Source organism: Demequina sp. (genome assembly GCA_024707205.1).
Lineage (GTDB): Bacteria > Actinomycetota > Actinomycetes > Actinomycetales > Demequinaceae > Demequina.
Map to the genome: position 1 here is coordinate 598,760 of JANQAD010000001.1, position 20,901 is coordinate 619,660.

Consider the following 20,901-nt stretch of genomic DNA (forward strand, 5'->3'; position numbering starts at 1 on the left):
CATCCGCCGCGTCGATAACGCCGGAGTCGTAAGACCCCCGCCTCGCCGAGGAACCTGAAAAGTATACCGGCTCGCGACTGGGCGGCGCACCCCAACTTTTCTGCCACCATCTCTCGTCATAGGGGAAACAAGAGGGGTGCGAATGTCCTGGGAGCCCATGCTCGACGAATTGGCCGCGCAACGCGGCGGTAGGTTGCTCGCCTTCGCGACCATGCTCGCGGGCCCGGCCGTGGCCGAGGACCTGGTGCAGGAGGCCGTGATCGCCACGTTCTCGCGGGGCCGCGGCTTCGCGAGCGTGGCGCAGGCCGAGCAGTACGTGCGCAGGGCGATCGCCACGCGCTACGTGGACGCGGTGCGCAAGGACGCCTCGCGCCGCTCGGCGGAGCAGCGGGCCGCCGTCTCGCCGGTTCTGCCCGACGCTGGGGCCGGGCTTGGTGGGGACGCGGTGGTCGACGCGGCTCTGGCTGGGTTGGCACCACGGGTGCGCGCGTGCGTGGTGCTGAGGTACATCGAGGACCTCTCGATCCGCGAGACGGCCAACATCCTCGGACTCAGCGAGGGGACCGTCAAGCGCTATGTGGCAGACGGACTCGCATCCCTCAACTCCCGGCTTGGCACTACCACCCCAGAGGACAGGGACCTGGCTGCCGTGACCTCCAAGGAAGGAGGGGCGCGATGAGCGACATCCGCGACGTGCTCCAGAACCGCACCACCCATCTCGCCCAGTCGCTTCGCGGCGCCGACGAGTTCAACCTCCCCGCTGCCAAGGGCGCGGTCAGGCGCAAGCGGACCGTACGAGGAGTGCTCGTCGGGTCAGCTGCCACCGTGGCGGTCCTGGCGATCGGTGCGGGCGCGTGGGCCGGATACGGAGCCTGGCGCGTGGGCCCGGCGACCTCGCAGAGCCCCTCGGCCACACCGTCGGGCAGTGAAAAGCCGAGCGCGTCTCCAAGCCCAAGCGTGACGCCGTCTGACGAGCACCAGATCGTGAGCGGCGCTGACGTAGAGATCCTCGAGCGCCTTGAGCACCCGACTACGGGCGAGACGTGGCACGAGCCGGTGGAGATCGCGTCGTTGGGCGTGAACAACACCGAGGGCTGGCCCGACGAGATGCGGTACTTCGAGATCGGCACCCGCGGCGATGCAACCATCGTCGCCGTTGTCCCTTCCTCCTACGGCCCGTACGCGCAGGGCTACGGCATCAATCAGCTGCTCGAAGTCGAGGGCGATGAAGTTCGCTGGATCCGCTGTCCCTCATCCCGCGCTTCGGATCCGTGCACGGATTTCGAGCCGTCAAACGCGGGTTCATTCTCGGTCGATTCCGATACGCACTATGACTCGCTCACCTATCCGCAGACCACCAGTCCCGTGAGCGGCTGGAACCTCGGAACTGCGCCGGGGGCAGAAGTGCAGTTCCCCGAATACGCGCTGTTGGGGACGGCGAATGGCTTCCCTGGCATCGATCTCGGCGACTACGAGGACGACATGACGACGGGCGCCACGCGTCGCGAACTCGCAAAGCTCGGGGCCTCAACGCTCGTCGAGTACGACTCAGCGGGACCGATTCCGGGCACCGTTTCCTCGAGGTTCGCGATCGAGACTCCGTTCGGCTCCGTCATCTGGCTGGGCGGCTGGAGCGGCAATATGTACGAGCCGTCCACTGTCAACGGCGTGTGGTACGCGCCCGATTCGGTCACGTGGGACGACGGCAAGGACACGTTCACCAAGTCTGCGGCGGGCTCATCGTCGTTCGACAAGCCACGACCGCTGCCCGCGGCACTGTCCTGCAATGCCCCTGACGAAGTGACGCTGGACGCGTTCGATCCGGCCGATTGGGTCAAGGCCGGCACGCACGCCGAAGGCGCAGACGTCTATCTGCCGGTGGACGGCGGAAATGCCCAAGCGAAGGCCGTGTGGACGTGGCTGCACGACAACTCGGGGGCCGACCAAATCAACCCCGACCTGAAGTATCCGTACTCGACCTACAAGGAGTTCCTCGCCGATCGCAGCGTGTTCGCCTGGCAACGGCCGGATGGCGCCTGGGTGCTTGCGATCAACTCGTACGCGGCGCAGCGAGTCTACGAATGCGCGTGACGCCTACACGTTCCCGTTGAACAGGCTCGTCACCGAGCCGTCGTCGAAGACCTCCTTGACGGCGCGCGCGATGAGCGGCGCGATCGAGAGCACGGTGAGGGTCTCGAACCGCTTGTCGTCGTCGATGGGGAGCGTGTCGGTGACGACCACCTCGGAGATTCGCGAGTTGCGGAGCCGCTCGGCGGCGGGTCCGGACAGCAGTCCGTGGGTGGACGCCACGATGACGTCCTTGGCGCCGTTTTCAAAGAGCGCCTCGGCCGCGAGAACGATGGTCCCGCCGGTGTCGATCATGTCGTCTACCAGCACACATGTACGACCCTCGACCTCACCCACCAGCTCGTGGACCTTCACCTGGTTCGGAACCGAGGGGTCGCGGCGCTTGTGGATGATCGCGAGCGGAGCGCCCATGTGGTCCGACCATTGGTCCGCGAGGCGCACGCGCCCAGCGTCCGGCGACACGATGGTGAGGTTGCCAGGGTCCACGCGGGAGCGCACGTACTGCGCGAGCATCGGCATAGCCCACAGGTGGTCAACGGGGCCGTCGAAGAAGCCCTGAATCTGAGACGTGTGGAGGTCAACGGACATGATGCGGTTGGCGCCGGCGGTCTTGAACAGGTCCGCCATCAAGCGCGCGCTGATGGGTTCGCGGCCCTTGTGCTTCTTGTCCTGCCGCGCGTACCCGTAGCACGGCATGATCGCGGTGATGGATCGGGCGGACGCACGCTTGAGGGCGTCCACCATGATCAGCTGCTCCATGATCGCCTCGTTGATGGGCGCCGCGTGCGACTGCAGCACAAAGCAGTCCGTGCCGCGCACGCTCTCGCCGAACCGCACGTACAGCTCGCCATTGGCGAAGGTGTACGCGGTCGTGGGCAGCAGCTCAATGTCGAGCCCCTTCGCCACCGCCTCCGCGAGTTCGGGGTGGGCGCGTCCGGCGACAAGCACCAACTGACGCTCGCTCGGGCTCGAAATCACGGCGTTCATGCATCTCCCTTGGTGGCGGCACCGTCACGTTCCTGGGCCTCTCGCGCGGCCTGCGCGGATGGCGTTCCCGGTCGCCGCGCCTCGACCCAGCCCTCGACGTTCTGCTGGGGGAGACAGGTTGCGCGCCATGGCGCCAGGCGGGACGTCTTTGCGGATGATCGCGCCGGCGCCCGTGTACGCGCCGTCGCCAACGGTGAGGGGCGCGATCAGCGTGTTGTCCGAGCCGATCCGCACGTGGCTCCCGACGCTCGTCTGGGACTTGGCGACGCCGTCGTAGTTAACGAAGATCGTCGCGGCGCCGATGTTCGTGTACTCACCGATGGTGGCGTCGCCCACATAGCTGAGGTGCGGAACCTTGGAGTGGGCGCCGATCTTCGCATTCTTCGTCTCCACGAACGCGCCGATCTTGCCGTCTGGGCCCAGCACGGTGCCCGGCCGGAGATACGAGAACGGCCCCACGGTCGCCCCCGGCTCGATGACGGCAAGCTCGCCGTGGGTGCGGATCACCCTGGCGTTCTCGCCAACCTCCACGTCCTTGAGGGTCGTATCCGGCCCGACGCTGGCACCAGTGGCCACGGACGTGGCACCCAGGAGCTGGGTTCCGGGAAGCACGGTGGAGTCGGGCGCGAGCGTCACGTCGGCGTCTATCCAGGTGGTGGACGGGTCGATGATCGAGACTCCGGCGCGCATCCATTTCTCGAGGATGTTCCGGTTGAGCGTTGCGGCGGCCGCGGCAAGCTGAACCCGATCGTTGACGCCCTCGGTGGCCACGGCGTCGGGCGCTACGAAGGCACCAACCCGCCCGCCGGCCTCCCGCACGATCTCGACCACGTCGGTGAGGTACATCTCGCGCTGCGCGTTGTCACGGCCAACGCTCGCAAGGGCGGTGCGGAGCGCGTGCGCGTCGAAGACGTAGATTCCGGCGTTGATCTCGTCGATCGCGAGCTCGGCGTCCGAGGCGTCCTTCGCTTCGACGATGCGGAGAACCTCGCCGTCGGTGCCGCGGATGATGCGGCCATACGCGCCAGGGTTGGGGACCCTGGCCGTGAGCATGGTGACGGCGTTACCGCCGTGTGCGTGCCCTTGGGCGAGGCTCGCGAGCAGCTCCCCGGTGACGAGCGGAACGTCCGCGGAGGTGACGAGCACAACGCCTTCGGCCTTGGTGTCGCGCGCCGGGGCGCCTACGGTGCCTGCGGCGACGGCGCCCGCGACGGCCGTGGCGTCCAGGACGGTGAGGCCGCAGTACACGGCGCGACCGGTGCCGGGGATGTCGTCCTGATCTGCGATGAGGGTGTCAGGGGCGACCGCCGAAGCCTCGGCGGCGACCGCGTCTCGCTCATGGCGCACCACGACTACCAGGCGGTTTGGTTCAAGCTCGTTCGCCGCGACGATCGCGTGATGCAGCAGGGAGCGGCCCGCGATCGCGTGCAGCACCTTGGGCTTCGCTGAATTCATGCGGGTGCCCGCTCCGGCAGCGAGGATGATCACGGCGGAAATCTGCTGACGGCTCACGTGCCTCCCTCGCGATCTCTTGCTGGCCCAGCGCTGCGGTGTGAGGTCAGTCTAGCGGGGGCGCTTAGGTCGCCGAATGCCGCGCGTATGCTCTCGGCATGAGTGATGGGGGCGACAGCGCCGCGCCGCTGCGGGCGCTCATCAGCGACGCGTACTACGGCGCCACCCTCCGCGGTGTCGACTTCACCGGCGCGTCCCTAGTTTCCGTGTCCGGGCCAAGCGTCTTGTTCTTGAAGCGCTGCATATTCACGGAAGCTGATCTGCGCCAGGCAACTCTCGACGGGTGGTGGCTCACACTCTGTGATCTCCGGAGCGCGAACCTCAGAGGAGCATCGCTTAGGGGCGCGCGGTTCGTTGGATGCGATCTGACGGGCGCAGACTTGAGGGGCGCTGACCTGACCCACGCGATCTTCGGGTCTGTCGGCGCTGGCGAAGGTGCCAGGGAGACCCAGCTCGCCGGCGCTCTCTTCGACCCTGGCGTGGTTCCAACCTTGGAGTGAAGGTAGCTTCTGCTGCGAGCTCCGCCCCCAGGATTCGAACCTGGACCGCAAGGCTCCAAAGGCCTGCATGCTGCCGTTACACCAGGGCGGAAAGGGGCTTCGTGCGCCGCCTCCGCGCAAGTCTGCCAGCATTCACGGCACACTAGGACCGTGACCACCGAGCCCCGGCGCATCCCGCGCTCCCGCATGACCGCCAGAGAGCGGCGGGAGCAGCTGCTCGATGTCGCTCGCGCCCTGTTCGCCGAGAAGGGCTTCGAATCCGTCTCCGTGGAGGAGATCGCGGCCCGAGCGGACGTCTCCAAGCCCGTCGTCTACGAGCACTTCGGCGGCAAAGAGGGCATCTATGCGGTCATCGTGGACCGCGAGGTCTCCGCGCTGCTCGGCGCGCTGACCGACGCGCTGTCGTCGTCTGGCCACCCGCGCCAGTTGGTCGAGAAGGCCGCCCTCCAACTGCTCGACTACATCGAGAGCTCGCCAGACGGCTTCCGCATCCTCGTGCGCGACTCGCCGGTTGCTCAGGCGACCGGCACCTTCTCGTCACTCATCGGCGACGTGGCGACCCAAGTGGAGGGCCTGCTGGCCGCCCAGTTCCGGCGGCGTCGGCTTGATCCCTCGGTGGCGCCCATCTACTCGCGCATGCTCGTGGGCATGGTCGCGCTCACCGGCCAGCACTGGGCGGAGGTGCGTGAGCCAGCCAAGGAGGTCGTGGCCGCGCACCTCGTCAATCTGGCGTGGAACGGCCTGTCGACGCTCGAGAAGAGCCCCGTGATGCCGGAAGACCCCGCCGACGACCTCGCCGACGAGCCGGAGGACGGATAGCCTGCTCGTAGGGCGCCGCAGGGGCGCCGACGAGAGGAGAAACCCGTGATCAAGGGCTTCAAGGACTTCATCACCCGCGGCAATGTCGTCGATCTGGCGGTCGCGGTCGTCATCGGCGCCGCGTTCACCGCGGTGGTCAACTCGATTGTTGAGGGCGTCATCAACCCGCTGATCGCAGCAATCTTCGGCGAGCCGAATCTCGCAGCGGTGGGCAACTTCACGATCAACGGCGCCGCCTTCTCGTTTGGTGTGGTGTTGGCTGCTGTGTTCAATTTCCTCTGCGTGGCCGCCGCGATCTACTTCCTCGTCGTCGTGCCGCTCAACAAACTCGCCGAGCGCAGCAAGAAGGATGAGCCCGCCCCCGACGAGGCCGCGTCGCCCACCGAGATCGAACTCCTCGCCGAGATCCGCGACGCTCTCCGGGCCCAGTCCAAGTAGCGCGCGTCAGGCGAGCAGCGTCGCGCCCGGCGCGGGGCCCGACGCCGTGATCACCTGGTCTGCTAGCCCGGTCGAGCGCAGGTGGGCCGCGATGGCCAGCGCGTGTTGCGCGTTGCGCGCGAGGGCAGCCACGGTGGGTCCGGAACCCGAGACGATCGCACCGCACGCATCGATCTCGAGCGCCGCGTCGATGACGTCCTGCAGGTGCGGCGCGAGCCGCAGTGCGGCTCCTGGAGGTCGTTCACGAGCGCCGCACCGAGCGCGTTCGGATCCCCAGCGATGAGCGCCTGCATCACGTGGTCGCTGATCATCGGGTCGCCCGAGGGCAACCCAAGGTCCGCGTTCATCGCGTCGAACTCCCCGTAAACGGCGCGCGTAGACAGCCCGTGGGCCTGCGTGGCGAACACCCAGCTGAAGCTCCCATGGGTCATCGCGGGCGACAGCCGGTCGCCCCGCCCAAGGCCAACCGCCGTGTGGCCGAGCAGCGCGAACGGAACGTCTGCGCCCAGCCGTGCCGCGATGTCGGCCAGTTCCTGCCGCGAGGCCCCCGTGTCCCACAGCTCGGCGCAGGCAACGAGCGCCGCCGCAGCGTCGGCGCTGCCGCCCGCCATCCCCCCGGCGACCGGAATGCCCTTGACCACCGTGAGGTCCACGCCGTCGGAAAGCCCGTACTCGTCGGCGAGGGCGCGCGCCGCGCGCACGGCGAGATTACTGTCATCGCCCGGGGCGCCACTCACGTCAATGCCGTTGCCCGACGCTGTGGTCACCGTGACGCTGCCGTCTTCACTTGAGCGCGCGGTGACGTACTCGTAGAGATCGACCGCCTGGAACACGGTTGCGAGGGGGTGATAGCCGTCCTCTTGAACCGCGCCAACGGCTAGCTGGAGGTTGACCTTCGCTGGTGCTCGCACCGTGACTTCGCGCGGCTGAGCAGGGGATGTCATGGGCTCAGCGTGGCAGACGGGCGGCGATGGCCGCAAAGTCCTCGATGCTGAGCTGCTCGCCGCGCGTCAGCGGGTCGAATCCTGCGGCGCGCAAGGCGGACTCCGCCGCTGCGGGCGAACCGGCGATGCCGGCGAGCGCCCCGCGCAGCCCCTTCCGGCGCTGCGCGAATGCCGCGTCCACCACCTCGAACACCCGCGAGCGCGGCACGTCCGTGACCGGGGGCTCCCTGCGCTCCATCAGCACAAGAGAGCTGTCGACGCGCGGCACAGGCCAGAACACGGCTCGCCCCACCTGGCCCGCGAGCCGAACCGAGCAGTACCAGGCGGCTTTGGCCGACGGGATCCCGTAGGTGCGGGAACCCGGCGGTGCCGCGAGGCGATCCGCGACCTCGGACTGCACCATCACCAGCACCCGCTGGAGGGACGGGAAGTTCTCCAGGAAGTGCAGGATCACCGGCACGGACACGTTGTAGGGAAGGTTGGCGACCAGGAGCGTCGGCGGCGGGTCCAGCGAGGTGATCGTCAGTGCATCCGCCTGGAGCACCGTGAGACGCTCGGCGTCCTCGGGTGCGCGCTCGGCGACCGTTGAGGGCAGCGCCGCCGCGAGCCGTGGATCGATCTCGACGGCCGTGACCGTCGCCCCCGCCTCCAGCAGGGCGAGCGTCAGGGAGCCCAGCCCGGGACCGATCTCAACCACGGCGTCGGCCGGCTGCACCCCAGCAATCCGCACTATGCGCCGCACCGTGCCGGCGTCGACAACGAAGTTCTGGCCCCACTTCTTGGTGGGGGAGGTGCCGAGAGACTCGGCGAGGGAGCGCACGTCCGTGGGACCCAGCAGGTCAACCACGGCTCACGACCGCCACGGATCAGTACCAGTTGTGGTCGAGGAAGTGCTGCCACGCGCCGCACGGCGTGGTGTAGCGGCCCTTGACGTAGGCGAGGCCCCACTTGATCTGTGTGGCGGGGTTGGTGCGCCAGTCGTCGCCGTACTTCGCCATCTTGGAGCCGGGCAGCGCCTGGGGGATGCCGTAGGCGCCGGAGGACTTGTTGCCCGCGGTGGTGCGCCAGCCGGACTCGTGGGCCCACAGCGTGTCGAGGCACGCCCACTGGTCGCCCTCCCAGCCGTAGATGCTCGCGGCCATCTCCTTGCCAAGCGCGCGGTTGGAGCCCGCCTGAGCCGGGGAGGTCTTGGGGATCACGAGCGTGCCGACGGAGACCACCTTGTCCGTGGCCGGCTCAACGACAACCGACATGGCCTGCTCGCGCGAGACCTCCACGCCGTCCTCGTAGGTGACGGTGTAGGTCACGAGCTCCGTGCCGGAGTCGCCCTTGCGCAGCACGGTCTTCTCGCCCTTGAAAGCGGTGGGGTCCTTCTTGACCACCTCGCCAGGGGCGATCTTCTTCTCTTCCGTGACGGTGGCCGTGGTGACGTCGGTGTCTTCGGCCGCGACCCTTGTCACGAACTCGTCCGTGGAGGCCTGCGCAGCTTTCGCCGTGCCCGTGATCGAGTCGGCCGCAGCGGACGCGAAGGAGCCGCCGCGAACGCGACAACCGCGAACGTGACGCCCAGTTGGCGCGTCAGGCGGTTGCGCGCAGCGTCACGGTGCCGCCGATCACGGCGTCCGCCAGGCATTGGCGCAGTGCGTCGATAGCTCACTCAGGTCCTCACGTCGGCGCGCGACCCAGCCAGTCGGCGCACGTAACTAACAGTCTTTATCTCACAAAGGTGGCGGTTGGCGCCAACCGAGGGGAAGCGCAATGTGGTTATCCCCACATTCGCTCAAGGGTCTACCAAGGCCCGTAGAGGGCCTCAGAGTTGGACTGGAGTTCAACGCACAGGGCCTCGAGTTTGTCCCCGCGCGCCTCCGCGAGGGCCCTCACCGTGTGTGCGGCCTGCGCTGGCGAGTTGGGCCGCCCGCGGTGCGGCACGGGCGTGAGGAACGGTGCATCGGTCTCCACGAGCAGCCGGTCGCGCGGCGTGATCGCGGCCGCCTCGCGCAGCCCGGGGGCGTTGGCGAACGTCACGGTCCCGGCGAAGCTCAGGTACCAGCCTCGTTCGAGGCACTCGCGCGCGAAGTCCGCGTCGCCGCTGAAGCAGTGCATGATCACGGCGCGCGGCGCGGTGTCCGCGTCCATCACGCGCAGCACCTCCGCGTGCGCGTCGCGATCGTGGATCTGCACGGGCAGCCCGAGCTCGCGGGCCAAAGCCACGTGATCGCGGAACGCGCGCACCTGGGCGGCCACGCCGTCGGGCCCCGTGCGGAAGAAATCCAGCCCTGTCTCCCCCACCACCCGTATCCGCTCGCCTTGTGCGAGGGCGGCGATCTCGGCGAACGCATCCTCATACGAGATGCCCGACGGGTGGGTTCCGTTCGCGTGGAGCGGCGCCTCGTTCGGGTGCAGGGCCACGCCGCCGACCATCTGCGGGTACTCGGTGACGACCTGCGCGGTCCAGCGCGCGGACTCGAGCTCGCAGCCGATCTGCACCACCTGGGTCACGTTCGCTGCCGCCGCGGCGGCGAGCTTCTCCGTCACCGAGGGCGCGTCGTCGCCCCCCTCCCAATCGAGGTGGGTGTGGTTGTCCGTGACCGGGAGCGGCAGCGGCTCCGGCGCGGGGGCCAAGGGCCGGACGGCATGTGATCGGCCCCGCCTACTCCGTGGCCATGCGCTCGAGTTCGGCCTCGATGATCTCGTCATCGAGCTTGGTGAAGACGGGTGTGGGCGCTGGCACTTCTGCGCCCGACGCGATGGGGCGGCGGCCCCACGTGCCGTGCTGCGAGGAGTAATCGCCGTGGATGACCGGGTAGCGGCGGCCCTCGAGGTCGAGGTCGTCGACGTCGGTCATCTGGGGCATGGGCGCGATCTCGCCGCTCCCGCCGATGGCCTGGTGCACGCGCTGGGCGCTGTGCGGGAGGAACGGAGCCAGCATGGTGTTCGCGTCGCTGACGAGCTGGGTGGCCACCGCGAGGACCGTGCGCATCCGCTCCGGGTCCTCGGTCTTGAGCTTCCAGGGAGCCGTGTCCGCGAGGTACTTGTTCGCGTCGCCGACGACCCGCATGGCCTCGGCGATCCCCGCGCGCTGGCGCTGGCTCGCCACGAGGTCTCCGACCGTGGTGAAGCCGGCCTCGCTCGCGTCGAGGGCCGCGCGGTCCACCTCAGTGAGGTTCGTGAGCTCCGGCACCGTGCCGAGGTTCTTGTGCAGCAGCGACGCGGTCCGGTTGACGAGGTTGCCCCAGCCGGCCACGAGTTCGTCGTTGGTGCGGCGCTTGAACTCCGCCCACGTGAAGTCCGCGTCGCTGGTCTCCGGCCCGGCCACCGCGATGAAGTAGCGCAGCGCGTCCGGCTGGTAACGGGAGAGCATGTCGCGCACGTAGATGACGTGGCCGCGGCTCGAGGAGAACTTCGCCGACTCCATCGTCAGGAACTCGCTCGACACCACCTCGGTGGGCAGGTTGAGCTCCTTGAACTCGCTCAGGTGGCCGCCCTTGGTGCCGTGGCCGTTCGCGGCGATGAGCTCCCCCGGCCAGATCTGCGAGTGGAAGGTGATGTTGTCCTTGCCCATGAAGTAGTAGGACCGCGCCTCGGGGTTGTTCCACCATTCGCGCCACGCCTCGGGGTCGCCGGAGCGTCGCGCCCACTCGATGGAGGCGCTGAGGTAGCCGATCACCGCGTCGAACCACACGTAGAGGCGCTTATTTGGGTTGTCCTCCCAGCCCCTCGAGCGGCACGGGGATGCCCCAGTCGATGTCCCGCGTCATAGCGCGAGGGCGCACGTCCGCGAGCAGGTTGCGCGAGAAGTTCAACACGTTGGGGCGCCAGCCCTCGCGATCGGCGAGCCACTCGGCGATCGCCGGAGCGAGCGCGGGCAGGTCCAGGAAGAAGTGCTCCTGATCGATGAACTGCGGCGTCTCGCCGTTGATGCGGCTGCGCGGGTTCTTGAGGTCGATCGGGTCCAGCTGGTTGCCGCAGTTGTCGCACTGGTCACCGCGGGCGCCGTCGAAGCCGCAGATGGGGCACGTGCCCTCGATGTAGCGGTCCGGAAGGGTGCGGCCGGTGCTCGGGGAGATGGCGCTGCGGGTGGTCTGCAGCACCATGTAGCCGTTCGCGTGCACGGCCTTGAAGAGGTCTTGCGCCACCTTGTAGTGGTTGCCCGTGGTGGTGCGCGTGAAGAGGTCGTAGCTCAGCCCCAGCGCCGTGAGGTCCTCGACGATCACCCGGTTGTAGCGGTCCGCCAGCTCTTGCGGCGAGACGCCCTCGCGCTCGGCCTGCACGAGGATGGGCGTCCCGTGCTCGTCCGTTCCGGAGACCATGAGCACGTCGTGTCCCGCCATGCGCATGTAGCGGCTGAAGACGTCGGAGGGAACGCCGAACCCGGCGACGTGACCGATGTGCCGTGGGCCGTTCGCGTACGGCCAGGCAACCGCGGAGAGGATGTGGGACATGCGGTTAATCCTAGGGCCGGGGAGAAGCCGGTCATCCTGCGCTCAAGCACACCGCCCCCACGGTTGAGGTAGGTCCCGGGCGTTTTTGGCCCCAGAATCACCCCGCATCTACCTCAACCCTGCGCTCAAGCACACCGCCCCCACGGTTGAGGTAGGTCCCGGGCGTTTTTGGCCCCAGAATCACCCCGCATCTACCTCAACCCGCAGGGGGACCGGAGGGAGGGGGTGTCAGTCGTAGTCCGGGGCAGGCGGCAGGCCGAAGACCTCTTCGAGGGTCTCGATCTTCTGGTCCCGCATGTACTGGGCGAGTTCCACGCCAACGTAGCGCCAATGCCACGGCTCCCACTTGTAGCCCGTCACCTTGGACTCCCCCTCGGGATAGCGCTCGATGAAGCCGTAGTCGGCCGCGTGCTTGACGAGCCACTTCCCCGCCTTCGTGTCGGCGAAGCACTCCGTGTGCGCGCACCCGCCCTTGAGGTCGTAGAGGTCGAGCGCGAAGCCCGTCTGGTGTTCCGAATACCCCGGCCGCGCGGAGAACGTCTCGGCCTTCGCCACCCCCCACTGGTTCGCGTACTGCGAGAACAGCCCCTTCTGGAAGTTAAATGAGCGGTAGGCGGTCGACGAGCCGAAGCCGCCCCAGCGTCGGCCGCAGCCGCGTACATCTTCCTGAGCGCCGTCACCGCGCGCTTCGAGACCTCGTTGCCGCCGGGGATGCCCGTGGCCGTGAGGTCGTCGGGCACAAAGCTCTCGGGGTCCACGGGGCGCTGCTTGTTGACGACCACCCACACCGAGGACGGGTCATCGGTCGAGTGCGCCGTGAGGTCGATGCCGACGGGCGAGGCGACCGGCGCCGGTTCCGCGCTCGGGTCCGCGGTCGCCGTGGTCGTCACGTGCACGGTCACGGGGGTCGTCTGCGGCTCAGCGACGACTCGCGGCTGCAGCACCGACGCGACGAACACGCCAGCAACCGCGCACAGCACCGCGAGCACCCCCCGCGGTGAGCCAGCGGGCCATACCGCTCATTCGCGGCCCTTCGCGGCGACGATTGCGGCGTACAGCTCGCGCGAACTCACCCCGGCGAGCGGCGCCAGGTCCGCCGCCACGTCCTTCGCGCGCTCGCCCGCCTTCACACGCCCGACGGCCTCGGCAACGGCGTCGTCGAGGGCAAGGGCGGCTGGGGTTGCGCCCGCAACGCACACCACGATCTCCCCCTTGACACCGTCGGCGGCCCACTCGGCGAGCTCCCCGATCGGTCCCCTGCGCGTCTCCTCGAACGTCTTGGTGAGCTCGCGGCTCACGGACGCGGCACGGTCCGGCCCGAACGCGACGGCCATGTCGGCCAGCGACTCCGCGAGCCGGTGCGGAGCCTCGAAGAACACGAGCGTGCGCTCCTCGTTCGCGAGCGCCGCGAGCGCCCGCGCGCGTTCCCCCGCCTTGCGCGGCAGGAAGCCCTCAAAGGCGAACCGATCCGTGGGCAGCGCGCTCACCGCGAGCGCAGCGAGCACGGCGCTCGGGCCCGGAAGCACCGTCACCTGAACCCCGGCGGCCGCCGCCTCCTCGACCACGCGAAAACCGGGGTCGGAAACGGTGGGCATGCCAGCGTCGGACACAAGGAGCACAAAGGCGCCGCCGAGAGCCTCGCCAACCAGCGCGGCGGCCCGCGAGCGCTCGTTGTGGTCGTGAAGCGCCACGAGGCGCCCGGCGATGGTCACCCCTAGGCCGCGCGCGAGGTCGAGCGTGCGGCGCGTGTCCTCTGCCGCGACCACATCCGCGGTGGCGAGGGCCTCGCGGAGACGGTCGGTCGCGTCGGCGAGGTTGCCGATGGGCGTGCCCGCGAGAACGATGCGACCGGTCATGTGGCAAGCGTGGCACACGCTCCGGTTACGATTCGCATGTGCTGAACACAGTTAGCGCCCGCTGGGAGTCCCAATGGGAGTGGCTATGGCGCTGGCGAGTGGCCGTCATGGTGTCCGCGGTTGGAGTGCTCGCGGCGGTGCTGAGGTTCGTGGGGTTGAACAAGCCCAACGCCCTCGTGTTCGACGAGGTGTTCTACGTCCGCGGCGCATACTCCCTGCTCAAGTACGGGTATGAGGGCGACTGGACGGGCGACAACGACTGGTTCGAGCAGGGCAACCTCTCCGGTCTGCACACCACGGGGGACTTCATCGTGCACCCGATGGTGGGCAAGCTGCTCATCGCGTTGGGCATGAAGACGTTCGGAAACAATCCGTTCGGTTGGCGCGTCACCACGGCCCTCGCGGGCGTCGCTACGTGCATCATCGTGGCGCTCATCGCGCGGCACCTGTTCCGCTCCACCCTGTGGGGAGGGGTCGCGGGGCTGCTCGTGGCCATCGACGGGATGTCGATCGTGCTGTCGCGCACCGCGCTGCTCGACAACTACCTGGCGTTCTTCGTCACCGCCGGCTTTGGGCTGATCCTGCTGGACCGGCATCGGATGCGAGCGCGGGTGTTCGAGCGTGCGGCGGCAGAGCGGCAGCGGCGCGGTCTTGACCCTTACGAATACATCCCGGGCTGGGGCTCCCGCACGGGAATCCACTGGTGGCGCTGGGCCGCGGTGGTGGTGTTCGGGCTCGCGATCGGCACCAAGTGGTCTGGGATGTACTTTGCGGCCGCATTCCTGCTGCTGTCCGTGATCTTCGACATGGCGGACCGGCGCAGGGCGGGCTACGGGCGCTGGTTCCTCTCGGCCGGCGTTCGCGCCATTCCCACGGCGATCGGGGCTCTCGTCGTCATGCTCGGTGTGTACCTGCTGACGTGGTGGAACTGGTTCGCCACATCCGGATCATGGGACCGCGACTGGGCCCAGAAGCATCCCGGCGAGGGCGTCACGTGGCTCCCGGACGCCTTGCGATCGCTCGTCTACTACCACAAGCAGATGTGGGACTTCCATACGTCCCTGACGAGCCACCACAACTACATGTCCAACCCGTATGGCTGGATCCTGCAGTTGCGCCCCACGGCCTTCTGGTTCACCGACGTCGACAACGCCGACTGCGGCGCCTCCCGCTGCGTGAGCGCGATCCACGCCCTTGGCCACCCGTTCATCTGGTGGGCGGGAGCGGCCGCGCTCGTGTACGCGCTGTGGCGCGTGATCCGCCACCTGGACCTCATGGCGCTCACCGTGTCGATCGGCGTTCTCGCCGGCTGGGTGGTGTGGTTCCCCTACGCGTACCGCACCATCTTCACGTTCTACTCGGTGGCCTTCGCGCCGTTCCTGGTATTGACGCTCACCTGGGCGCTGCGAAAGATCGCGCTGCCCGACGCTCTGGCCGACTGGGTGGGCATCGGCAGGTATTCGCGCGGCGGGTCCATGGCCGTCACCGCGTTCCTTGCGGTGTGCCTCATCTTCGCGGGGTTCTTCCTGCCGATCTGGACGGGAATGACGATCCCCTATGAGTACTGGCAGATGCACATGTGGATACCGAACATCGTGATCGATCCCGAGGGCGCGAAGATCGGCTGGATCTAGCCCTCGGTGCTGTTAACCGTCTCTGCGCTCGATGAGGCGCGAGAGCACGATCGCGGAGCGCGTCGAGTCCACCTGGGGAGCGAGCCGCACCCGCTCCAGCGCCACCTCGAGGCTCGCGATGTCGCGAGCGCGGATGCGCACGATGGCGTCGGCGTTGCCGGTGACCGTCCAGGCCTCGACCACATCCGGAATGTCTGCGAGGATGCGCGTGAGCTCCCCTGGTGCAACGGTTCCGCGGCAGAAGAGCTCGACGTACGCCTCGGTGTCCCTGCCATCGACATCGGGGTCCACGACAACGCCAAAACCGCGGATCACGCCCGTCCCGACGAGGCGGTCAACCCTGCGCTTCACCGCTGAGGCGGAGAGCCCTATTCGCTGGCCAAGATCCGCGAATGTTGCGCGGCCATCTCGACGCAACATTTCGATGAGCCTGCGATCGAGTTCGTCCACGCTCACTTCGGTGCCTCCACTTCGCCAGCCACAAGAGAATCTTGCGCCAGACTAACAAACTTCGCAACAATCACCAACATATCGACAACACCTTGCAGGGATTCGCTGTCATGCTTACGCCATGACGAGTCCCCACTCCACGCCCCAGCCCATGACCACCACCACGACGGCCGACCGCACCCCCATGCCCATGGCCGTGCTCATGTGCCCGCCCACCTACTTTGACGTCCTCTACGCGATCAACCCGTGGATGGATCCCACCGTGCCGACTGACACCGACCTTGCCGTGGCCCAGTGGCGCGAACTGCGCGACACTTACGCTCGCGTCGGCATCGAGGTGCAGGAGATCGACGGCGTCGAGGGCCTCCCGGACATGGTTTACGCCGCCAATGGCGCCACCGTCGTCAACGGCATCGCCTACACCGCGTCGTTCCGCTTCCCAGAGCGCCAGCCGGAGGCCGACGCCTACGCGGCATGGCTTGCCCGCGCGGGTTACGAAGTGGTCGAGGCCACTGCGGTCAACGAGGGCGAGGGCGATTTCCTCGTCGTCGGTGACGTCATCCTCGCGGGAACCGGCTTCCGCTCGACCATCGCGAGCCACCGCGAGGCCGCCGGGGTCTTCGGCCGCGAGGTCGTGACGCTCATGCTCGCGCGCCCCGAGTACTACCACCTGGACACGGCGCTCGCCGTGCTCGATGCGCGCCCGGGCCGTGAGCAGATCGCCTACCTGCCGAGCGCCTTCGCCCCCGCGAGCCTCGCCGAACTCGAGCGCCGCTACCCGGACGCCCTCATCGTTGACGAAGACGAGGCAGCGATGCTCGCCCTCAACGTGGTCAGCAACGGCCGCGACGTGGTCATGCCCAAGCGCGCAACGCGCTTTGCGGAGGCGCTCCGAGAGCGCGGTTTCAACCCCGTTGGCGTCGACCTCTCGGAACTGCTCAAGGGCGGCGGCGGCGTGAAGTGCTGCACGCTCGATTTGCGGCCAAGGAACGCAGAGGAAGCCTGACATGGTGCAAGTCGTCGACGTAGCGCGCATGGCGCGATGGATCGCCGATTCGGGTGCTGAGGCCCGAATCGCCGGCATCGCGGCCGCCATCGAGGCGGACTTCGTGGAGTGGGAGCGCTTCGACAAGCGGCCGCGCACGGCGCACCACTCGAAGGACGGCGTGATCGAGCTCATGCCAACGTCCAACGGCGAGCTCTACGCGGTCAAGTACGTCAACGGGCACCCCATCAACCCCGGCCGAGGCCTCCAGACGGTCGTCGGCTTCGGCGTCCTCTCTGACGTCGCCACCGGGTACCCGCTGCTCATCAGCGAGATGACCATGCTGACGGCGCTGCGCACCGCGGCCACGTCCGCGATGGCGGCCAAGTACCTGGCACGCAGGGACGCCACCCGCATGGCGCTGATCGGCACCGGCAGCCAGTCCGAGTTCCAGGCGCTCGGCTTCCGCGCGCTGCTCGGCATCAACGACCTCTCGCTATGGGACACAGATCCCGCAGCGCTCGCCAAGGCGGAGCGAAACCTGCGCTCGCTTGGCTTCGAGGTCCGCGTTGCCTCCGGCGCGGCTGACGCGACAGAGGGCGCGGACATCGTCACCACCTGCACCGCGGACAAGGCCCTCGCCACCGTGCTCACCGAATCGATGGTGCGCCCCGGCATGCACCTCAACGCGATCGGCGGCGACTGCCCGGGCAAGACGGAGCTCGAGACCAGCATCCTGCGCCGCTCGAGCATCTTCGTGGAGTACGAACCGCAGACGCGCGAGGAGGGCGAGATCCAGCACCTCCCGGAGGATCACCCCGTCACCGAGCTCTGGCGGGTCATCCGCCGCGAGACGCCCGGCCGGCGCTCCGAGGAGGAGATCACGATCTTCGACTCGGTTGGCTTCGCGATCGAGGACTTCTCCGCGCTTCGCTACGTTCGCGACAGCCTCGACGCCGACGTAGCCGACCTCGACCTCCTCGTCTCGCCCGCGGATCCCAAGGACCTGTTCTCCCTGGTCGCGCGCACAGCCCCAGTCGTCGCCTGACCCGAGCTCCGCGCCTAACTCGACCCCAGCGTCGGGCCGTGCCATGCGCGTGAAAACCCTCGTTTAGCGCTAGCGTTGGCGCTGATGACCCGCGCATTGGAGCGTGGGCACGAGCAGGAGGACGCAATGGCTGACAACGGATCGGTGAGCGGCGTGAGCATCGACGTGTTCGAGCTCGACCCGAGCGAGCTTGGAAAGAACGGCATCAACGCCGTTCGCGCGGCCTTCGGCCTCGTTGGCCTGTTGGGCATCGCGCTCGGCGTGGCCCTGCTCGTGTGGCCAGGCAAGACGCTCGCGGTCTTCGCGGGAATCCTCGCCATCTACTTCATCTTCGCTGGTATCGCGCGCGTTGCGCTGTCGATCTTCAGCAGCGGCATCGGCGGCGGACACCGCATCCTCGGCCTGATCCTCGGCCTGATCGTGTTCCTTGCGGGCATCATCGTGCTGCGCAACCTCGCCGCCTCCACAGGCGTGCTCGCGATCATCGCGGCCCTCGCGCTCGGCATCGCGTGGATCATCGACGGCATCATGGCGCTCGTCGAGTCCGGCAAGCGCGACGGCAGCCGCGGCGTCGGCATCGCGTTCGGCATCTTCTCGATCCTCGCTGGCGTCGTCGTGCTCATCTGGCCGGGCTGGACCATCCTTGCTTTCGCGGTCCTCATCGGCATCTCGCTCGTGATCCTCGGCGTCATGGGCGTCGTGCGCGCCTTCACGTTCGGCAAGAGCGCGAAGGTCGCCGCCTAGACGGCTGCACCACGCACCGCGATGAGCGCTGACACCCCGGCGTCTGAAGAGCCAGAGGTCCCCACGGAGGTTGCGCGGGCTGCACGGTTGTGGGCCGGCGACAAGAAGTACGCCGAGCCCGAGTACGCGGGATGGGCCAACCACTTCACGTGGGTGGTGCTCCGCAAGACCGTGGCCGTTGCCGCCTTGACGACCCTCGCGGTGCTGGCGATCGTGCAGGCCCGCGGGCTCGTGGGGATGCTCATCATCTCCACGTTCTTCGCGCTCGCCATCATCCCCGGCGTCAACACGCTGACCGCGAAGTACCACATGAAGCGCGGGGCGGCCGTGGGGATCGTCTACCTCATCGCCCTCGTCGCGCTGATACTGCTCGTTCTGGTGCTGATTCCCGCGATCGTGAAGTTCGCCGAGGCGGTGCAGAGCAACATCGCGGGGTGGATCGACGACCTCAACGCCTGGACCACCGCCACGTTCGGCGGGGAGGCCGTGTCGAGCGAGAGCGCCCAGCAGCACGCCGACGAGTTCCTCAACTCTCTCGCCGCGTGGGGCTCGAGCGTGTTTGGACTGGTGACGAGCGGTATCGGCTTCATCTTTGACTTCTTCACGATCGCCGCGTTCACGTTCTACATCGCGGCGGGCTTCCCGAACATCCGCAGGGCGGTCGCGGCCCGCATGAACCCAGACCGCCAGCGCGTCTTCGCGTGGATCACCGACCAGTCGATCGAGCAGACGGGCGGGTACTTCTACTCTCGCCTGCTGCTCATGGCCGTCAACGGCGGCCTCGGCTTCACGGTGATGGTCATCCTGGGGATGCCGCTCGTGTACGCCATGCCGATGGCGCTGTTCATGGGCTTCGTGAGCGAGTTCATCCCCATGATCGGCACGTACATCGGGGCGATCATCCCGATCCTCTTGATTCTCGCGGTCCAGGGGCTCGTCCCGGCAGTCATCTTCCTCGTGTGGATCATCATCTACCAGCAGCTCGAGAACTACTGGCTCAGCCCACGCTTCTCCTCGAAGACCATGGAGCTGAACGGTGCCGTGGCGTTCGGCGCCGCGCTCTTCGGCGGTGCGGTCGCGGGCCCCATGGGCGCGTTCATGGCGCTCCCCGTGGCCGCGCTCGTCACGGCGGTCGTCAAGAACGCGGGAAAGACCTACACGGTCGTCGTCGACGACCTCGACGGCCCCGAGCTGTCTCTTGGCAGCGACGAGCCAACCCGGACACGGGAGCACCCGCGCTGGCAGGTCTGGCGCCGGTAGCGTCGGGCCGCCCCCCACCGCTCTGAACCACTTTCAGGCACTTCTAGCGGCTTGTGAGCGCTCAACGTGCCGCTGAGCGGTTCGGAGCGGTGCGCAGCATGACAACACAAAGGCGCCGGCCCCCTGTCGGGAGCCGGCGCCTGTTCGCGTGACGTGAGTTAGGACACCGCGAGGATGTCGACCACGAAGACGAGCGTGGATCCACCGGGGATCGAGCCGTCCGAGGAGTCGTCGTCGCCGTAGCCAAGGTCCGACGGGATGACGAGCAGCACCTGCGAGCCGACGGTCTGGCCCGCGAGTCCCTTGACCCAGCCTTCGATGAGCGACGAGGTCGTAAGGGTCGTGGTGAACGGCGTGCCGCGGTCCCACGACGAGTCGAACTGGGTGCCGCCATCCCACAGCCAGCCGCTGTAGTGGACGGTGATGTTGTCGCCCTCCTCGACGGTGTCGCCGTCGCCCTTGATGAGGGTCTGCGCCACGAGGTCCTTGGGCGGATCCGTCTTGGGGATCTCCACCGAAGGCGCGCCGTTGTCGGCGAGGGTCACGACGGGGAGGCCCTCCTCGGGGGTCACGGCGGTGCCGGACGCGCGGTCGAGGGGCGTCACGGTGCCCGCGACGGTGACGGCCATGATGACCGACGTCGTGGGAGAGGTGGAGCTGTCAACTGCCGCGTAGAGGAAGTCGGCACCAACGTGCGCGCCCACCAGCAGGTCGATCAGCAGCGGGTCGATCTGGCCCTCGATGAGCGACACAGCCTCGGGAGTCGAGCCCGTGTAGGTCGAGTAGCTCACCGAGCCGTCTTCGCCGGAGGACACCGTGTAGTCAAGGGTGACGACGTCGCCCTCCTTGATCTGCGCACCGTCTCCGTCGGAGATCATGCGCGTGGCGGTGGTGCCCACGTTGAAGGGCTGGGCGAAGGTCAAGGTGGGAACGCCGTCGGCGTCCTCGTCCCAGCTCACGGTCTCGAGAGCGGCGTCAGCCGCGGCCTGCAGGGCCTCGGTGTCATCGGACGCGCTCGGCGAGGGCGAGGCGTCGCCGCCCGCCGAGGAGCAGCCTGCGAGCACGAGGGCCGCGAGGGCGGCCGCGGCAAGGGAAACGGACAACTTGGTCTTCACGCGAAAATCTCCCAGGTAGGGGGTGGATACATGGCCCTGCGCAGGGCGACACGGACGTAACCGATGGGCTTCTGCGAAA

18 protein-coding genes, 1 tRNA gene and 3 pseudogenes are annotated in these 20,901 nt (G+C 68.1%); 10 read left to right on the forward strand and 12 right to left on the reverse strand.

What is annotated here, in order from left to right; translation table 11 throughout:
• Window positions 1-142: 142 nt before the first annotated feature.
• Both NVV57_03060 and NVV57_03065 read left to right on the forward strand, forming a co-directional pair.
• Complete coding sequence (locus NVV57_03060) at window positions 143-679, forward strand: sigma-70 family RNA polymerase sigma factor (protein MCR6711725.1); 537 nt, start codon at window positions 143-145, stop codon at window positions 677-679.
• Window positions 676-2,091: a hypothetical protein gene (locus tag NVV57_03065; GenBank protein ID MCR6711726.1), complete on the forward strand. Its 1,416-nt coding sequence runs from the start codon at window positions 676-678 to the stop codon at window positions 2,089-2,091. The genes NVV57_03060 and NVV57_03065 overlap by 4 nt, the downstream gene beginning before the upstream one ends.
• A 3-nt stretch (window positions 2,092-2,094) precedes the next feature.
• Here the strand turns inward: NVV57_03065 and NVV57_03070 are convergent, their stop codons facing one another.
• Both NVV57_03070 and glmU read right to left on the reverse strand, forming a co-directional pair.
• Complete coding sequence (locus NVV57_03070) at window positions 2,095-3,075, reverse strand: ribose-phosphate diphosphokinase (GenBank protein ID MCR6711727.1); 981 nt, start codon at window positions 3,073-3,075, stop codon at window positions 2,095-2,097.
• Window positions 3,072-4,530, reverse strand: a pseudogene (gene glmU, locus NVV57_03075) (bifunctional UDP-N-acetylglucosamine diphosphorylase/glucosamine-1-phosphate N-acetyltransferase GlmU). Before glmU ends, NVV57_03070 begins: the two are co-directional and overlap by 4 nt.
• 155 nt (window positions 4,531-4,685) lie before the next feature.
• On the opposite strand from glmU, the gene NVV57_03080 reads away from it, so the two are divergent.
• Window positions 4,686-5,087, forward strand: coding sequence for a pentapeptide repeat-containing protein (locus NVV57_03080; GenBank protein ID MCR6711728.1), 402 nt, complete (start codon window positions 4,686-4,688; stop codon window positions 5,085-5,087).
• Window positions 5,088-5,106: 19 nt separating this feature from the next.
• On the opposite strand, the gene NVV57_03085 is transcribed toward NVV57_03080, so the two are convergent.
• Window positions 5,107-5,178 (reverse strand) — tRNA-Gln (locus NVV57_03085).
• A gap of 95 nt (window positions 5,179-5,273) precedes the next feature.
• Here NVV57_03085 and NVV57_03090 point away from each other — a divergent pair.
• A complete protein-coding gene (locus NVV57_03090) occupies window positions 5,274-5,906 on the forward strand; it encodes a TetR/AcrR family transcriptional regulator (GenBank protein MCR6711729.1) in 633 nt (210 codons plus the stop codon).
• 45 nt (window positions 5,907-5,951) lie between these two features.
• Complete coding sequence (gene mscL, locus NVV57_03095) at window positions 5,952-6,344, forward strand: large conductance mechanosensitive channel protein MscL (protein MCR6711730.1); 393 nt, start codon at window positions 5,952-5,954, stop codon at window positions 6,342-6,344.
• A gap of 6 nt (window positions 6,345-6,350) precedes the next feature.
• Here the strand turns inward: mscL and NVV57_03100 are convergent.
• From NVV57_03100 to rsmI, 7 genes and pseudogenes are all read right to left on the reverse strand, one after another.
• Window positions 6,351-7,288: pseudogene (locus tag NVV57_03100) on the reverse strand (4-(cytidine 5'-diphospho)-2-C-methyl-D-erythritol kinase).
• Between the two features lie 4 nt (window positions 7,289-7,292).
• Complete coding sequence (gene rsmA / locus NVV57_03105) at window positions 7,293-8,135, reverse strand: 16S rRNA (adenine(1518)-N(6)/adenine(1519)-N(6))-dimethyltransferase RsmA (GenBank protein MCR6711731.1); 843 nt, start codon at window positions 8,133-8,135, stop codon at window positions 7,293-7,295.
• 19 nt (window positions 8,136-8,154) lie between these two features.
• On the reverse strand, window positions 8,155-8,748 hold the full coding sequence (locus tag NVV57_03110) for a G5 domain-containing protein (GenBank protein ID MCR6711732.1): 594 nt from the start codon (window positions 8,746-8,748) through the stop codon (window positions 8,155-8,157).
• Window positions 8,749-9,076: 328 nt separating this feature from the next.
• A complete protein-coding gene (locus NVV57_03115) occupies window positions 9,077-9,910 on the reverse strand; it encodes a TatD family hydrolase (GenBank protein MCR6711733.1) in 834 nt (277 codons plus the stop codon).
• A 28-nt stretch (window positions 9,911-9,938) separates the two neighbouring features.
• Window positions 9,939-11,730: pseudogene (gene metG / locus NVV57_03120) on the reverse strand (methionine--tRNA ligase).
• Window positions 11,731-11,958: 228 nt separating this feature from the next.
• Complete coding sequence (locus NVV57_03125) at window positions 11,959-12,516, reverse strand: M15 family metallopeptidase (GenBank protein ID MCR6711734.1); 558 nt, start codon at window positions 12,514-12,516, stop codon at window positions 11,959-11,961.
• 233 nt (window positions 12,517-12,749) lie between these two features.
• Window positions 12,750-13,586: a 16S rRNA (cytidine(1402)-2'-O)-methyltransferase gene (gene rsmI, locus NVV57_03130; protein MCR6711735.1), complete on the reverse strand. Its 837-nt coding sequence runs from the start codon at window positions 13,584-13,586 to the stop codon at window positions 12,750-12,752.
• Window positions 13,587-13,624: 38 nt separating this feature from the next.
• Between rsmI and NVV57_03135 the strand changes: the two genes are divergently transcribed.
• Window positions 13,625-15,220 carry a phospholipid carrier-dependent glycosyltransferase gene (locus tag NVV57_03135; GenBank protein ID MCR6711736.1) on the forward strand — a complete coding sequence of 532 codons (1,596 nt, stop codon included), beginning with the start codon at window positions 13,625-13,627 and terminating at the stop codon, window positions 15,218-15,220.
• A 12-nt stretch (window positions 15,221-15,232) separates the two neighbouring features.
• Here the strand turns inward: NVV57_03135 and NVV57_03140 are convergent, their stop codons facing one another.
• Window positions 15,233-15,670, reverse strand: coding sequence for an Lrp/AsnC family transcriptional regulator (locus tag NVV57_03140; protein ID MCR6711737.1), 438 nt, complete (start codon window positions 15,668-15,670; stop codon window positions 15,233-15,235).
• Between the two features lie 121 nt (window positions 15,671-15,791).
• Between NVV57_03140 and NVV57_03145 the strand changes: the two genes are divergently transcribed.
• The 4 genes from NVV57_03145 to NVV57_03160 all read left to right on the forward strand — a co-directional run bounded on the left by NVV57_03145 (window position 15,792) and on the right by NVV57_03160 (window position 19,707).
• Window positions 15,792-16,676 (forward strand): N-dimethylarginine dimethylaminohydrolase, encoded by an 885-nt coding sequence (locus NVV57_03145; GenBank protein MCR6711738.1) that lies wholly within the window; start codon window positions 15,792-15,794, stop codon window positions 16,674-16,676.
• A gap of 1 nt (window position 16,677) precedes the next feature.
• A complete protein-coding gene (locus NVV57_03150; GenBank protein ID MCR6711739.1) occupies window positions 16,678-17,703 on the forward strand; it encodes an ornithine cyclodeaminase in 1,026 nt (341 codons plus the stop codon).
• 126 nt (window positions 17,704-17,829) lie between these two features.
• Entirely contained in the window at window positions 17,830-18,447 is a 618-nt protein-coding gene (locus tag NVV57_03155) for a DUF308 domain-containing protein (GenBank protein MCR6711740.1), read from the forward strand.
• Between the two features lie 21 nt (window positions 18,448-18,468).
• A complete protein-coding gene (locus NVV57_03160; GenBank protein MCR6711741.1) occupies window positions 18,469-19,707 on the forward strand; it encodes an AI-2E family transporter in 1,239 nt (412 codons plus the stop codon).
• A gap of 158 nt (window positions 19,708-19,865) precedes the next feature.
• Here the strand turns inward: NVV57_03160 and NVV57_03165 are convergent, their stop codons facing one another.
• On the reverse strand, window positions 19,866-20,822 hold the full coding sequence (locus tag NVV57_03165; GenBank protein MCR6711742.1) for an FKBP-type peptidyl-prolyl cis-trans isomerase: 957 nt from the start codon (window positions 20,820-20,822) through the stop codon (window positions 19,866-19,868).
• Window positions 20,823-20,901 lie beyond the last annotated feature (79 nt).

Excerpts from the sequence above, each read along its gene's own strand:
- NVV57_03145 (MCR6711738.1), top strand. The coding sequence starts at position 15,792 with ATGACGAGTCCCCACTCCACGCCCCAGCCCATGACCACCACCACGACG.
- NVV57_03060 (MCR6711725.1), top strand. The coding sequence starts at position 143 with ATGTCCTGGGAGCCCATGCTCGACGAATTGGCCGCGCAACGCGGCGGT.
- NVV57_03070 (MCR6711727.1), bottom strand. The coding sequence starts at position 3,075 with ATGAACGCCGTGATTTCGAGCCCGAGCGAGCGTCAGTTGGTGCTTGTC.
- rsmI (MCR6711735.1), bottom strand. The coding sequence starts at position 13,586 with ATGACCGGTCGCATCGTTCTCGCGGGCACGCCCATCGGCAACCTCGCC.
- NVV57_03150 (MCR6711739.1), top strand. The coding sequence starts at position 16,678 with ATGGTGCAAGTCGTCGACGTAGCGCGCATGGCGCGATGGATCGCCGAT.
- NVV57_03155 (MCR6711740.1), top strand. The coding sequence starts at position 17,830 with ATGGCTGACAACGGATCGGTGAGCGGCGTGAGCATCGACGTGTTCGAG.
- NVV57_03065 (MCR6711726.1), top strand. The coding sequence starts at position 676 with ATGAGCGACATCCGCGACGTGCTCCAGAACCGCACCACCCATCTCGCC.
- NVV57_03090 (MCR6711729.1), top strand. The coding sequence starts at position 5,274 with ATGACCGCCAGAGAGCGGCGGGAGCAGCTGCTCGATGTCGCTCGCGCC.
- NVV57_03160 (MCR6711741.1), top strand. The coding sequence starts at position 18,469 with ATGAGCGCTGACACCCCGGCGTCTGAAGAGCCAGAGGTCCCCACGGAG.
- NVV57_03080 (MCR6711728.1), top strand. The coding sequence starts at position 4,686 with ATGAGTGATGGGGGCGACAGCGCCGCGCCGCTGCGGGCGCTCATCAGC.